The organism is Planotetraspora mira (assembly GCF_016863275.1).
In the GTDB taxonomy this organism is placed as follows: domain Bacteria; phylum Actinomycetota; class Actinomycetes; order Streptosporangiales; family Streptosporangiaceae; genus Planotetraspora; species Planotetraspora mira.
The window spans coordinates 36,061-49,285 of record NZ_BOOO01000026.1 but is presented as its reverse complement, the minus strand read 5'-3'; the positions used below and the strand labels follow the sequence as shown (position 1 = coordinate 49,285).

Below are 13,225 nucleotides of genomic sequence, written 5' to 3'. Positions count from 1 at the left end.
GGAGGCGCGGCAATCAAACACTGTGATCAATCTCATTGCGAGCCGGCGGCCTGTTCCACCACGCGGGCCCACCGTTCGAGGATGCCCTGGGCGCTGTCGACGTCGTGGCCCTCGGCCCACAGGTGGGTGACGGCCTCGGACGGGTCGGGCAGGACGAGGGCCCAGCTGCCGTCGTCCTCGACGACCCGCACCCCGTCGGTGGTGTCGATCCTGTGGCCCTCCGCGGCCTCGACCACCGACCGCATCACCGCCCCCTTGTGGGCCCACGGCGTCGGCACGGTCCGCTTGAGCAGCTTCGCCTCCGGGATGCGGGCGTCGATCTGGCTGAGGGACAGCCGGGTCCGCGCGACCAGGCCGAGCAGCCGGAGGAACACCGCGAGCCCGTCCACCGTCGGGGCGAACTCGGGCACGATGAAGCCGCCGCGCCCATCGCAGGCGAAGATCATGTCGGGGTGCCGCGCGGCCGTCGCGAGCGTGTCCACGCCCGTTGCGGTCCAGTCGACCTGCACGCCGTGGAACCGGCAGACCATCTCGGCGACCCGCGTCGTCGTGACGGGGAGGGCGACCCTGCCTCCCCTGCGCTCGGCCGCGACCAGGTCGAGCACGACGAGCAGGGCCCGCTCCTCGCTGATGAGCTGGCCCATCTCGTCGACCAGGGACACCCGTTCGCCCACGGGGTCGAACCGTACGCCGAAGGCCGCTCTGGACGAGGCCACGAGCTCGGCGAGCCTCTGGAGGTCACGGCGGCGCTCGGCGAGGCTCTCCGTGGGCGAGACGTCGTCCAGGCGGTTGTTGACGGTCAGCACGTCGACGCCGGCACGGCCGAGCAGGCTGGGCAGCACGAGCGAGGACGTGCCTCCCGCGCAGTCGACCACGACCTTCATCTCGGCGTCCTTCACGCCGGTCATGTCGATGCAGCGCAGCAACTCCCGGGCGTAGGTGTCGACGGCCCTCGCGGGGAAGGTCAGCTCGGCGATCTCGCCGGGGAAGGCACGGCGGTACTCCTGCCGCGAGAAGACCCTCTCCAGCTTCCGCTGGGCCGCCTGGGACAGATCGGCCCCGGACTCGTCCATGAACACGATGTCGACGCTCTGGGGGTCGCCCGCGGTGGTCCGCAGGGCGATGCCGCCCCGGACGTTCTCCCTGGAGGTGTTGAACCGGGTGACGGGGAGCGCGGCGGCCTCCAGGTCGACGACGTTGATGGCGCTGGAGTTGAGCGCGCTGATCACGGCCCGCTTGAGCGCCCTGGCGGCGCGGGAGGCGTCGCGGGACGTGACGACGGTGTCGCCCTTCCTGAGGGTCGTGGCGTAGGCGCTGGCCAGCCGTACGCACAGCTCGGGGGTGATCTCCACGTTGACGAGACCGGAGACGCCGCGAGGCCCGAACAGGCTGCGCTGGCCACGCGACTCCCAGATGACGCTGGTGTTGACGACCGCGCCCGCCTCGATGGTCTTGAACGGATAGATCTTCACGCCGGAGGAGACGTAGGCCTCGGCCTCGATGACGCACTCGTCGCCGACGACGGCGTTCTCCTCGATCCTCGCGCCGGTCATCACGTCGGTGTTCTTGCCGATCACGCAACCCCGGAGGTGGGCCGCCGGGCCGACGTAGACGTTGTCGCAGACGACCGCGCGGTGGAGGAAGGCGCCCTCCTTGACCACCGCGTTGCTGCCGAGGACCGTGTACTCGCGCAGCTCGGCCCCGGCCTCGACCTTCGCGTAGTCGCCGATGTAGAGCGGGCCCTTCAGCACGGCGTCCGGGTCGACGGAGGCGCCTTCGGCGGCCCAGACGCCCGGTGCGAGCTCGAACGCGTCGAAGTCGACCTTGACCTTGCCCTCCAGGACGTCTGCCTGGGCCTTCAGGTAGCTCTCGTGGGTGCCGACGTCCTCCCAGTAGCCGTCCGCTACGTACCCGAACAGCCGCTTCCCGCTCTCGAGCAGCTTGGGGAAGATGTCGGACGACCAGTCGACGGACTGTCCCGGCTCGATCTCGTCGAGGACCGAGGGCTCCATGATGTAGATGCCGGTGTTGACGGTGTCGGAGAACACCTGGCCCCATGTGGGCTTCTCCAGGAAGCGCTGGATCCGCCCGTTCTCGTCGACGATGATGATCCCGAACTCGAGCGGGTTGGGGACGCGCTTGAGGCCGATGGTGACCAGGGCCCGGTTCTCCCGGTGGAAGCGGAGCATGTCGGTCAGGTCGATGTCGGTCAGGGCGTCGCCGGAGATGACGAGGAACCGGTCCTCGCGGAGTTTGTCGGCCGCGTTCTTGACGCTGCCGGCCGTGCCGAGCGGGATCTCCTCGGTGGCGTAGTGGAGGCTCATGCCGAGCTCGTCGCCGTCGCCGAAGTAGTTGCGGATCAGGGCGGCCAGGAACTGGACCGTGACGACGGTCTCGGTGTACCCGTGGCGCTTCAGCAGCCGGAGCACGTGCTCCATGATCGGCCGGTTGATGATCGGGAGTAGGGGCTTGGGCTGGTTGGCGGTCATCGGCCGCAGCCGTGTCCCCTCCCCGCCCGCCATGACGACGGCCTTCACGGTCACCCCTTCGTTAGGTGGCGCACCTGTACGACATACAACACCCCCGCCCACCAATACAGACCAGTTCCCCAGATGGCGAAGGCCCATCCGAAGATCGTGGAGATCTCCGCGTACCAACCGTCGTGGGAGGCGAGGAAGAGCAGCGGGAAGGCGTACATGAGGGCCGCCGTCGCCGCCTTCCCGAGGAAGTGGACCGGCAGCGCCGGGCCGTACCCGTGGCGGCGCAGGACCGGGGGGACCCACAGGAGCATGACGTCGCGCAGCGGCACCACGAGCGCCAGCCACAGCGGGATGGCGTCGCGCAGCACCAGCCCGACCAGGGTGGCCAGGATGTAGAGCCGGTCGGCGAGCGGGTCGATCAGGCGGCCCAGCCTGCTGGTCTGTCCCCAGGCGCGGGCGAGCTTGCCGTCGAGCCAGTCGGAGAACCCCGCGAGCATCAGCAGCAGGATGGCCCAGCCGTCCTCATGGGGTCCCAGAACGAGCCAGAGGAAGACCGGGACGCCGAGCAGTCGCAGTGCGCTCAGCAGGTTGGGAACCGTGTAGATCCGGTCCTCGGCAGAGTTCACGCCCCAGACCCTACATGCCCCTTTCCCGCGCGCCGCGAGGCGGTTCCAGGGCATTGAACTCCGCGTCGACCAAGCCGAACCGGTGGGCCACGACCGCGGCCTGGGTCCGGTTGCGCAACTCGAGCTTCTCCATGATCGCCGCGACGTGGCTCTTGACGGTCGTCACCCCCACATGGAGCCGGTCGCCGATCTCGGCGTTGGACAGGCCCATCCCGACCAGCGTGAGGACCTGGACCTCGCGTTCCGTGAGGTTGCCGGGGAGACGGGCCGTCTGGCGCTCGGCCGCCAGCGCGCGTTCGACCAACCGCCGCAACACCGACGGGGCGAGCAGCGGCTCCCCCAGTGCCGCCCGCCGTACGGCCTCGACCATCCGGTCCGGTGGGTCGTCCTTCACCAGGAAGCCGAGGGCTCCGGCGCGCAGGGCGGAGTAGACGTTCACGTCGTCGGAAAATGTGGTCAACACCACGATCCGCGCGGCCGGGTCGGCGGCCAGGATGCGCCGGGTGGCCTCGAGCCCGTCCACGCGGGGCATCCGCAGGTCCATGAGCAGCACGTCGGGCCGGTGGCGCTCAGCGAGCCGCACGGCCTCCGCGCCGTCGGCGGCCTCGCCGCAGACCTCCATGTCCCCGGCGGCCTCCAGCATCATCCGCACGCCCGCCCGGACCAGCGCCTGGTCGTCGGCGACCACGACGCGGATCACGACGGGCTCCGTGAGGTCCACCGGCATTCCGGGCCGGCCTCGGGGCCCTCCGCGGGGTCGGGCAGGGGTAAGGACGCGGCCAGGCGCCAGCCGCCGTCCTCCACGGGACCGGCCGTGAGCCGGCCGCCGAGCGCGCGGGCCCGTTCGCGCATCCCGGCGATCCCCTGCCCGGTCGAGGGCAGCGTCTCCCCCGGTCTCGCCGTGCCGGGGCCGTTGCGGACCTCCACGGTCATCGCGCCCTTCTCCATCCCGACCGTGATCTCGGCCGTCGCCTCGGAACCGGCGTGCTTGAGGACGTTCGTCAGGCCCTCCTGGACGATCCTGGCCGCGGACGCCCGGACGACCAGCGGCGCCGCCACGGCCTCGGTGGCGATGCTCAGCTCCACCCGCAGACCGGCGGCGGCCATCCGGGCGACGGCGTCGCGCATGATGTCGTCGGGGTCGGCCAGCGTGAGGTCGAGGCTGACGTCACCGGGCCCGGTGCGCGCGAGTTCGTCGCGTTCGGGGTCCCTGAGCACGGTGAGCAGCCCGCGGAGGTCCTCCAGGACGCGGTGGCCGGTCTCCCTGATGTCGTCCAGCGCCTCGGCCGCGGGCCCGGTCGCCCCGGCGTACTGGGCCGCGCTCGCCCGCAACACCATCGCCCCGACGTGGTGCGCCACGATGTCGTGGACGTCGCGGGCGATCCGCTCCCGCTCGGCGAGCCGGTCGGCGCGCAGGCGCTCGGCGCTCAGCTCCCTCGCCTGACGCCCCTCGGCCTGGCGGGCGCGGACGTACCGGCCGATCGCGACGGGGGCGGTCACGATGGCCATGAGCGTGACCACGCGGACGATCGTGATGTCGGCCGGGTCGTCGACTATCACGATGGCGGTGACGGAGCAGGTGAGCAGATATCCGGCGCCCACCCACGTCCAGCTCGCCCGGGTGGAGAACACGCCCAGTGCGACGAGTGCGAGGAGTTGGAGGCTGCTCCCCGTCCGCGGGGCGTACTGGTCGGCCACGACCAGGATCACGCTCTCCAGCAGCAGTACGGCCCCCGGGTGCTTGCGGACGACGCCGAGGGCGAAGCCCGCCACCACCGCCCCGAGGCCGACCACCCACACCGGCGGCGTCCCGCTGTCCCAGAACGGCCAGGTGCCGAGGACGGCGAACGCCACCCCGCCGCCGGCGAGCAGCAGGTCGAGCAGGGGCGCCGGGTCCTCCTCGCCCTGACCTTTCTCGCTGCGCAGATATCGGCCGACCAGCACCGGGAAGGCGATGATGCCGACCGAGTAGAACCACGAGTTCTGGGTGAAGGCGATCCCCGGATCGGCCAGGTTGACGGCCGTCGCCGCACCGGCGAGGACCGCCACCGGAGCCGTCCAGCGCCACCCCCTCTCCCGGGCCACCACGCCGACGGCGATGGGGAGCAGGATCTGCAGAGTGTCCGTGGTGGAGGCGCCGAGCTGGTCGCAGACGACGAGAAAGCCGGCGAAGTAGATCGCGACCGGGCCCGGCCGCCGGCGCACCAGTCCCAGCGGAAGGCCGGCGAGCAGGGCGAACAGGGCCCTGATCCACCAGGGCGCCGACGGCCCGCCCCAGTGCCCATGGGTGACGAGCACGTCGAGGACGACCCCGCACACCGCGAGGAAGACGTCCAGCACTCCGCCACGCCACCGCATAGGGGAACGGTATCCGCCGCAGGGGCGTGGTCCCCTTCCTCCGGAGGGACGAGACCGTCTCCTTCTTCTGGCCGCCCCGGCGGGTCCAAGTGGCCGCCTCCCCGGGTCCTTGTGGCCGCTCACACGGGCCGGACGACGGGGGCTCCGCGCGGAAGCGCGCCCCTAGCTTCGAGACATGGCGAACGAGTCAGCGATCTTCTTCAGTCAGTTCCTCAGGGCGCCCGCCGTCACCGGTGCGATAGCGCCCAGTTCCCGGCGGTTGTCGTCGGCGGTGTGCGTGCCGGTGCCGGAGCGGGGCGACCCCGTGGTGGTCGAGCTGGGGCCGGGCACGGGCCCGTTCACCGGCGAGATCCAGCGCCGCCTGGGCGGGCGCGGACGGCACCTCGCCGTCGAGATCAACCCTCAGCTCGCCGGGCTCCTCGGCGGCGCCCATCCGGGTGCGGAGATCGTGGTCGACAGCGCCGCGCGGCTGCCCGCCCTCCTCGCCGAGCGGGGCCTGGCCGCGGCCGACGTGATCGTGAGCGGGCTGCCCTGGGCCGCCTTCTCCTACGGCCACCAGTCCGAGGTCCTCCGTGCGGTCGTGCAGGCCCTGGCTCCCGGCGGGGCGTTCACGACGTTCTCCTACGTGCACGCCAGGGCGCTTCCCCCCGCGCTGCGTTTCCGCAGGAGGCTCTCCGAGTCGTTCGAAGAGGTCGTGCCGGGGCGCACGGTGTGGCGCAACCTCCCGCCCGCCTTCGTTTACCACGCGCGCCGCCCGCGCCGCTGATTCCCCGCCGATACGGAGACTCATAGGGAGATCGCTTCGTTCTACTATTGCGCGCGACCAGGAAATGGAGACAGTTATGGACTTCTCACTGCCGGAGAGCGCGCAAGCCGTACAACAGGGTGTCGCGGACATCTGCTCCCATTACGACATGGCTTACTGGGAGCGCTGCGAGACCGAGAAACGGTGGCCGGAAGAAGTCTGGGGGGACCTCGCCAAGGGCGGCTGGCTCGGTCTCGCCGTCCCCGAGGAGTACGGCGGCGCCGGGCAGGGACTGCTGGAACTCGCGGTCGCCACCGAGACGTTGTCGGCGTCCGGTTCCGCGGGCGGTTCCGCGTTCACCTACGTCCTGACGCCGGGCTTCGGCGCGATGACCCTGGCCAGGCACGGCACCCCGGAGCAGAAGGCCGCGCTGCTCCCGAAGCTTGCGACGGGGGAACTCGAGACCTGCTTCGCCCTCACCGAGCCGGACGCCGGGTCCAACTCGCTGGCGATCTCCACCTTCGCCCGCGAGGACGGCTCCGACTTCGTCATCAACGGGCAGAAGATCTGGATCACCGGTGTGCAGCGCGCCACCTGGATGTTGCTCGTCACGCGGACCATCCCCGCCGCCGAGGCCAGGCCGCGGACCAACGGCATGACGGTCTTCCTGGTCAACGTGCCGGATGCGGTCGCGGCCGGGCAGTTGTCCTACCGGCCGATCCCGAAGATGGGCGCGAACACCACGCCGTCCAACATGGTGTTCATCGACGATCTGCGCGTGCCGGCGACGAACGTGCTCGGCGAACTCCACGGGGGCGCCACGGTGCTCTGGGACGTCCTCAACCCCGAGCGCATCCTGCTGGGCGCGAGCGCCCTCGGCGGGGCGGAGGTCGCGCTGCGGGCCGGCGTGGACTACGCGAAGCAGCGCGAGGTCTTCGGCCGGCCGATCGGGTCGAACCAGGCCATCGCGTTCCCGCTGGCGCAGGTCAAGGCCAAGATCGAGCTGGCCAGGCTCATGCTGTACAAGGCGGCCTGGTCCTTCGACAACGGGCTCCCCTGCGGCACCGAGGCCAACATCGCGAAGCTGACCGCGTCCCAGGCGGCGTGGGAGGCCGCCGACGCCGCGTTCCAGACCCACGGCGGCATGGCCTACTCGCTGGAGTACCCGGTGGCCCGGCTACTCACGGACGCGCGCATCGGCAAGATCGCACCGGTGACCGAGGAGTTGCTGCTCAACTACCTCGCGACCCAGGTTCTGGGGCTGCCGCGGAGTTTCTAGCCGCCGGATCCGCCATTGCGTATGCGCCTTCGGGGGAAGTAAAGACATACGTAAGGCAGCGGTGAAGGGGACATCGGATGGACAAGCCGTACGCGAGCACCGTGATCAGGGCGGACGCCGACGAGGTCTGGGCCTACCTCCGGGACTTCGGCAACCTGGCGGAGTGGCTGCCCGGCATCACGACCTGCGAGATCGAGGACGGCGGGGCGCTCTCTCCCGGGGCCGTCCGCCGGATCGAGGGCGCCGGCGGGGTCTTCCGGGAACGCCTGTCGTCCCTCGACGACGCGGAGCGGTCGATGACGTACGAGATCCTCGAATGCCCGCTGCCGGTCAGGAACTACCGGGCGACGTGCCGGGTGGCCCCGGTGACGGACACCGGTGAGGCGTTCGTCGAGTGGTACGCGTCCTTCGAGGCCGACGACCCGGGCCGGGTGGCCAAGATCTTCACACGTGGCGTCTTCGCCCCCGGCCTCGACTCCCTGCGCAAGCGGTTCGGCTGACCGCCGTCGCGCGGACCCTCAGGAGAAGCGCGGAGGGCGCTTGTCGCGGACGGCCCGGACCCCTTCCGCCACGTCCGGACCGGTGAAGCCGAGGAACTCCATGGCCAGCGACGCGTCGAACGACGGGCCCGCCAGCCGGAGCCAGTTGTTCAGGGCGTACTTGGTCAGCCGGATGGCCTCGGCGGAGCCGTTCGCCAGTCGCACCGCGACGTCCAGCGCCCTGTCGTGGACCTGGTCGTCGTCGACGCACAGGCTGACCAGGCCCATCGCCTCGGCCTGCTCCCCCGAGACCGGCTCGCACAGCAGCAGGTGGTACTTGGCCTTCGCCAGGCCGCACAGCAGCGGCCAGATGATCGCCGCGTGGTCGCCGGCCGCCACCCCGAGCCGCGTGTGGCCGTCGATCACGCGTGCCGTACGGCCGGCCACCGAGATGTCGGCGAGCAGGGCGACCGCGAGCCCCGCGCCCACGGCGGGCCCCTGGATGGCCGACACCACCGGCTTGGGGCAGTTGATCACGTTGTAGACGATGTCGCGCGCCTCGGCGAAGACGCGCATGCGGGTCGCGTGGTCGCGCGTCATCTCCTCGATCATCGACAGGTCGCCTCCCGCGGAGAACGCCGCGCCCTCTCCCCGGATGAGCACCGCGCGGACCGCGTCGTCGGCGCCGGCGTCCTGCCACACCTCGGCGAGCTCACGGTGCCCGGTGCGGTCCACCGCGTTCAGCCGGCCGGGCTCGCTGATGACGATCCGCAGCACGCCCTCGGCCGGCCAGTCGATCTTCAGCTTCTCGTAGTCCCTCACGCATGGGCACAGTAACCGCGCGGCACCCCGGAGGGAACGGTCACGGCCGCGCGGCCTCCATCAGAGATTCGACGAGCCGGTTGTCCGTGCCGCGCTCGGGGTGCCACTGGACGCCGACGGCGAACCGGTGGCCGGGGATCTCGATCCCCTCCACGATCTGGTCGTCCGCCCACGCGACCGCCTGCAGCCCGGTGCCGAGCCGCCTGACGCCCTGCCGGTGCGCGCCGGTCACCTCGGCGTGGTCGCCGATCGCCTTGCCGACCTTGCTGGAGACGCTCACGGTGATCTCGTGCCTGGCCGTCTCGTGCCGCTCGTGGGCGACGACGTCGGGCAGCCAGGGGATCAGCGTGCCGCCCTGGGACACGTTGAGGATGTGCATGCCACGGGAGATCGCAAGCACCGGGAGGTCCGCCTCCACCGCCGCCCGGGCAAGGGCCAGTTCGAAGCGGTCACGGTGGACCTGTGGCTCCTCAACCCGATTGTCCGGCTCCTCGCCGTACAGGGAGGGGGAGATCTCCACGCCGCCCGCCAGGATCAACGCGTCGAGGCCGCGCACGTAGTCGGCCGCGGAGGCGGGACTGATCGGGGGGAGCAGGAGCGGGGCGCCGCCGGCCTTGTCCACGGCCGTGGCGTACGCCTGGGGCGAAATGGCGGCCTCCCTCACCCATACGCTCCATCGCGCGGCCTCGAGGTAGGTGGTGATACCAACGATCGGACGCGCCATTGCGATCTCCCGGGTGTCTTACAAATCGGTACAACCATAATGGCGTAGCCGGAATTCACTTTGTCCCACTTGCCTCACTATTACCGCAGGTAACAGCAAGCATCCACGATTACAATCCATTACCAGACAATCACAATGAGTTGGTTTTCGCACCACCTTGTGAAGAATCGGTTGTGACGTCCGACTGCGAGTGCAAGACTTCCAAATGAGCGCGGTTGAGCCGGGGCTGGCGGCGCTCATCACCCGGAGCCGTCAGGGAGGTGGATCGACAAGACCGGAGCTGGTCCGGTCCCAAGGGTGGGACACAGTAGATGACGCTTAATCCGCGCCTCGTCAAAGAGAGCTTCTCCGTCATCGAACCCGTCGCGGGTAAGGCCGCGGCGTTTTTCTACGGGCGACTGTTCGCGGAGAACCCACGACTGCGGGCGATGTTCCCGCCTGCGATGGACATGCAGCGTGACCGCCTTTTCAGCGCGCTCACACGGATCGTCTGGTTGCTCGACAGTCCCGATGGGCTCACGGCCTACCTCGGCCAACTCGGACGCGACCACCGCAAATACGGTGTCGTCGACGAGCACTACACCGCCGTGGGCAACGCCCTCGTCGCCACGATCAAGCATTTCGCCGCCGACATGTGGACGGACGAGATCGAGTCCGCCTGGGTCGAGGCGTACGGCCTGGCCTCCGCCGCCATGATCGAGGCGGCGGCCGCCGACGCGGGTGTCGCGCCCCCCTGGTGGCTGGGAGAGGTCCTCGACCACGACCGCCGGACTCGCGACATCGCCGTCATCACGGTACGGCCGGCGCAGCGGCTGGAGTTCACGCCGGGCCAGTACATCACCGTGCAGACCGCCCGGTGGCCACGGGTCTGGCGGACGTTCTCGATCGCCAACGCGCCGCGCGACGACAACACCATCCGCCTCCACGTGCGTGCCATCCCCGGCGGGTGGGTCAGCTCGGCACTCGTCCAGCACACCCGGATCGGCGACCAGATCCTGCTCGGCCCGCCTGTGGGCACGATGGCACCCGTCGAGTCGGACCGGGACATTCTGCTCGTGGCGGGCGGCACGGGACTGGCCCCGCTCAAGGCCATCGTCGAACACGTCATCGCGTCCGGCCGCCGGCCCAACATTCACCTGATCTTCGGCGCCCGGCGCTCGGCCGAGCTCTACGACATGCACGACCTCATCCGAATGGAGTCGAGCTTCCCATGGTTGCGCGTGTTACCCGTGGTCTCCGACGAACAGTCCTACGACGGGATGCGCGGGCGGCTGCCCGACGTCATGGAGCGCTTCCACTCCTGGGCCGAGCACGAGGTCTACGTCTGCGGCCCGGGCTCCATGGTGAACGAGACCGTCCAGCGGTTGCAGATGTCGGGCGTGCCCCTGTGCCGGATCCATCGCGACACCATCCAGGGCGAGCCCTAGCCGACTCCCGTATCTCCCTGACCGGCCGCCGGTCTCCTGGCACGATGGGCCCAACCCGGAAAGGGGCCGTGCACGAAGCCCATCAGGAGGTGTTCATGGAAGCCCTGCTAGCGATCGGCACGCGCAAGGGTCTGTTCATCGCACGCTCGTCCGGCGGCGGGCCCTTCGAGGTCGACCCCGTCCGCTTCTCCACCATCGGCGTCCACTCCGTGGCGATCGACACCCGTGGGGAGACTCCGCGGCTGCTCGCGGGCATCGAGTACGGCCATTTCGGGCCCTCGGTGATGTGGTCGGACGACCTCGGGCAGACGTGGCAGGAGGCGGCCACGCCTCCGGTGGCGTTCCCCGAGCGGACGGGTGCCTCCCTCGCCCGCGTGTGGCAACTCCAGCCCTCGCCGACTGAGCCCGGCGTGGTGTGGGCGGGCGCCGAGCCCGCTTCGTTGTGGCGGTCCGAGGACGGCGGCAAGACCTACTCGCTCGTCGAAGGTCTGTGGGACCACCCCACCCGGCCCGAGTGGCAGCCCGGCGGAGGCGGCCTGTGCCTCCACACCGTCATCCCGCACCCGACCGATCCCCGTCGCATCGCGGTGGCGGCCTCGGCCGTCGGATTCTTCCGCAGTTCGGACGGCGGCGCCTCGTGGGAGCCCGCCAACCGGAACATCCGGGCGCCCTTCCTGCCGGAAGGCGCGCAGTATCCCGAGTTCGGCCAGTGCGTGCACAAGGTGGCGCAACACCCGGCCAAGCCCGAGCGGCTCTACCTCCAGCACCACTTCGGCGTCTACCGGTCCGACGACTTCGGGGGCTCCTGGACGGACATCGGCTCGGAGTTGCCGTCGGACTTCGGCTTCCCGATCACCGTCCACCCCTCCGATCCCGACACGGTCTACGTGTTCCCGCTGCACGCCGACATGGACCGCACGCCGGTCGGCCACCGCTACAACGTCTTCCGCAGCGATGACGGCGGAGCGGAATGGAAGAGCCTCGGCGACGGTCTGCCGGACGGGCCGGTGCACTCCACGGTGCTCCGCGACGCCCTGGTCGCCAGCGAAGCGGGCGTCTTCTTCGGCACCCGTGACGGCGAGGTGTACAGGTCGGAGAACGCCGGCCTGAGCTGGACGCTGATCGCCCGCCACCTTCCCGACGTCCTCACCGTCCGTGCGGCGGTGCTCTGAGGTGACCAGGCCCGTCACGCTGGTCACCTTCGTGGTGCCGCACATGCTCCGGCACTGGATCGGTGACCGGTCCGAGGTCAGGGTCTTCGCGGTGGCGCCGCCGGACGAGGACACCCCCACGCTCGGGGCCGCCCTCGACACGCTCCGCCGTACGCACCCCTCGCTGGAGGAACGGCTGCGCGACGCGGACGGCCACATCCGGCGGCACATCAGCATGTTCGTCTGCGGGGAGAACGCACGACACCTCGGAGGACTGTCGTGCGCCCTGCCGCCCGGCGCCGAGGTCTACGTCCTGCCCGCGCTCGGTTAGGCGGGCGGGACGGCGGGGGTCAGACCTTCCGCCAGCCGGGAACCCAGGCGCCGTCCTCGACGACGTAGTCGCCGAACAGGGCGGGCGCCTCCTGCTTCATGAGCTCGCCGATCCGCTGGAACACCAGGCGGATCTCCTCCTCCGCGCCCACGGCCGTGCGGGACTCGATCGTGTGCCTGAGCGCGCGGACGTTGGCCGTCCAGACCAGGCCGGTCGCCAGGCCCTCGGGGGCGAAGCGGCGCATGAACGAGGTGTGGTGCTTCTTCTCGGCGAACTTCACACCCTCCTCGTCGAGTCCGAAGTGGCCGGCCATCCAGGTCTGGAACTCCTCCAGCTGGTCGAGCACCGCGGTCGCGCGCTTCATCAGCTCGGCGTCCTCCTTGGCCCAGTCGGGGAACCAGAACGGAAGATCCGACAGGCGGACGAACCGCAGCGACTCCTGCGAGATGGCCACACCGGGCCGGTGCCGTACGAGCTCGTGGGTGAAGACCCGGCTGACGTTGTGCAGGACGAAGCTGAAGTTGATGTGCTCGAGCACCGACCCGTGCGCGCTGGCGAGGATGTTCTGGAGGTACTGGGTCTGGTCGGTCCTGATCCGGGTCACGTTCGGGTTCAGCCCCGGCTCGAACGACCGGTAGCACAGCCGCCCGGCGAACTCCGCGAGGTTCTGCGCGTCGAAGTCGCCGCGCTCCAGCCGATCCAGCCAGCTGTCCCCGCCGATCTCCCGCAGGTAGCGGGCGAGCTCGTCGTAGTCCAGCTCGGGCCGGGCGACGATGAAGACCTCGGGTTCCACACTGCGCATG

General features: G+C 70.3%; 13 protein-coding genes. 6 read left to right on the top strand and 7 right to left on the bottom strand.

The window, feature by feature from the left end; translation table 11 throughout:
- Positions 1-32: 32 nt before the first annotated feature.
- Genes Pmi06nite_RS24025 through Pmi06nite_RS24010 form a run of 4 tightly spaced genes read right to left on the bottom strand, consistent with a single transcriptional unit; the run spans position 33 to position 5,464 of the window.
- On the bottom strand, positions 33-2,537 hold the full coding sequence (locus Pmi06nite_RS24025) for a mannose-1-phosphate guanyltransferase (RefSeq protein WP_203955358.1): 2,505 nt from the start codon (positions 2,535-2,537) through the stop codon (positions 33-35).
- A gap of 2 nt (positions 2,538-2,539) precedes the next feature.
- Positions 2,540-3,106 carry a cardiolipin synthase ClsA gene (gene clsA, locus Pmi06nite_RS24020; protein WP_239114167.1) on the bottom strand — a complete coding sequence of 189 codons (567 nt, stop codon included), beginning with the start codon at positions 3,104-3,106 and terminating at the stop codon, positions 2,540-2,542.
- Between the two features lie 10 nt (positions 3,107-3,116).
- Entirely contained in the window at positions 3,117-3,806 is a 690-nt protein-coding gene (locus Pmi06nite_RS24015; protein WP_239114166.1) for a response regulator, read from the bottom strand.
- Positions 3,803-5,464, bottom strand: coding sequence for a sensor histidine kinase (locus Pmi06nite_RS24010; RefSeq protein ID WP_203955355.1), 1,662 nt, complete (start codon positions 5,462-5,464; stop codon positions 3,803-3,805). Before Pmi06nite_RS24010 ends, Pmi06nite_RS24015 begins: the two co-directional genes overlap by 4 nt.
- 175 nt (positions 5,465-5,639) lie before the next feature.
- Here Pmi06nite_RS24010 and Pmi06nite_RS24005 point away from each other — a divergent pair, with 175 nt between their 5' ends.
- From Pmi06nite_RS24005 to Pmi06nite_RS23995, 3 genes are all read left to right on the top strand, one after another.
- Positions 5,640-6,230: a class I SAM-dependent methyltransferase gene (locus tag Pmi06nite_RS24005; protein ID WP_203955354.1), complete on the top strand. Its 591-nt coding sequence runs from the start codon at positions 5,640-5,642 to the stop codon at positions 6,228-6,230.
- A gap of 76 nt (positions 6,231-6,306) precedes the next feature.
- On the top strand, positions 6,307-7,488 hold the full coding sequence (locus Pmi06nite_RS24000) for an acyl-CoA dehydrogenase family protein (RefSeq protein ID WP_203955353.1): 1,182 nt from the start codon (positions 6,307-6,309) through the stop codon (positions 7,486-7,488).
- A gap of 77 nt (positions 7,489-7,565) precedes the next feature.
- The gene (locus tag Pmi06nite_RS23995) at positions 7,566-7,988 is read left to right on the top strand and encodes an SRPBCC family protein (RefSeq protein ID WP_203955352.1); all 423 of its coding nucleotides are present in this window, start codon (positions 7,566-7,568) and stop codon (positions 7,986-7,988) included.
- A gap of 18 nt (positions 7,989-8,006) precedes the next feature.
- Here Pmi06nite_RS23995 and Pmi06nite_RS23990 read toward each other — a convergent pair whose 3' ends face one another.
- A complete protein-coding gene (locus Pmi06nite_RS23990; protein WP_203955351.1) occupies positions 8,007-8,789 on the bottom strand; it encodes an enoyl-CoA hydratase/isomerase family protein in 783 nt (260 codons plus the stop codon).
- A gap of 40 nt (positions 8,790-8,829) precedes the next feature.
- Positions 8,830-9,513 (bottom strand): gamma-glutamyl-gamma-aminobutyrate hydrolase family protein, encoded by a 684-nt coding sequence (locus tag Pmi06nite_RS23985; protein ID WP_203955350.1) that lies wholly within the window; start codon positions 9,511-9,513, stop codon positions 8,830-8,832.
- 311 nt (positions 9,514-9,824) lie between these two features.
- Here Pmi06nite_RS23985 and Pmi06nite_RS23980 point away from each other — a divergent pair, with 311 nt between their 5' ends.
- From Pmi06nite_RS23980 to Pmi06nite_RS23970, 3 genes are all read left to right on the top strand, one after another.
- Positions 9,825-10,940 (top strand): globin domain-containing protein, encoded by a 1,116-nt coding sequence (locus tag Pmi06nite_RS23980; protein WP_203955349.1) that lies wholly within the window; start codon positions 9,825-9,827, stop codon positions 10,938-10,940.
- Between the two features lie 95 nt (positions 10,941-11,035).
- A complete protein-coding gene (locus tag Pmi06nite_RS23975) occupies positions 11,036-12,112 on the top strand; it encodes a WD40/YVTN/BNR-like repeat-containing protein (protein WP_203955348.1) in 1,077 nt (358 codons plus the stop codon).
- Between the two features lies 1 nt (position 12,113).
- Entirely contained in the window at positions 12,114-12,422 is a 309-nt protein-coding gene (locus Pmi06nite_RS23970) for a ubiquitin family protein (protein WP_203955347.1), read from the top strand.
- Between the two features lie 19 nt (positions 12,423-12,441).
- Here the strand turns inward: Pmi06nite_RS23970 and thyX are convergent, their stop codons facing one another.
- Positions 12,442-13,224 carry an FAD-dependent thymidylate synthase gene (thyX, locus tag Pmi06nite_RS23965; protein WP_203955346.1) on the bottom strand — a complete coding sequence of 261 codons (783 nt, stop codon included), beginning with the start codon at positions 13,222-13,224 and terminating at the stop codon, positions 12,442-12,444.
- Between the last annotated feature and the right edge of the window lies 1 nt (position 13,225).

What these genes read in the sequence shown, in the direction of transcription:
- Pmi06nite_RS24010 (WP_203955355.1), bottom strand. Translation starts at nt 5,464, where the DNA reads ATGCGGTGGCGTGGCGGAGTGCTGGACGTCTTCCTCGCGGTGTGCGGG.
- Pmi06nite_RS24005 (WP_203955354.1), top strand. Translation starts at nt 5,640, where the DNA reads ATGGCGAACGAGTCAGCGATCTTCTTCAGTCAGTTCCTCAGGGCGCCC.
- Pmi06nite_RS24000 (WP_203955353.1), top strand. Translation starts at nt 6,307, where the DNA reads ATGGACTTCTCACTGCCGGAGAGCGCGCAAGCCGTACAACAGGGTGTC.
- Pmi06nite_RS23995 (WP_203955352.1), top strand. Translation starts at nt 7,566, where the DNA reads ATGGACAAGCCGTACGCGAGCACCGTGATCAGGGCGGACGCCGACGAG.
- Pmi06nite_RS23985 (WP_203955350.1), bottom strand. Translation starts at nt 9,513, where the DNA reads ATGGCGCGTCCGATCGTTGGTATCACCACCTACCTCGAGGCCGCGCGA.
- Pmi06nite_RS23980 (WP_203955349.1), top strand. Translation starts at nt 9,825, where the DNA reads ATGACGCTTAATCCGCGCCTCGTCAAAGAGAGCTTCTCCGTCATCGAA.
- Pmi06nite_RS23975 (WP_203955348.1), top strand. Translation starts at nt 11,036, where the DNA reads ATGGAAGCCCTGCTAGCGATCGGCACGCGCAAGGGTCTGTTCATCGCA.
- thyX (WP_203955346.1), bottom strand. Translation starts at nt 13,224, where the DNA reads ATGCGCAGTGTGGAACCCGAGGTCTTCATCGTCGCCCGGCCCGAGCTG.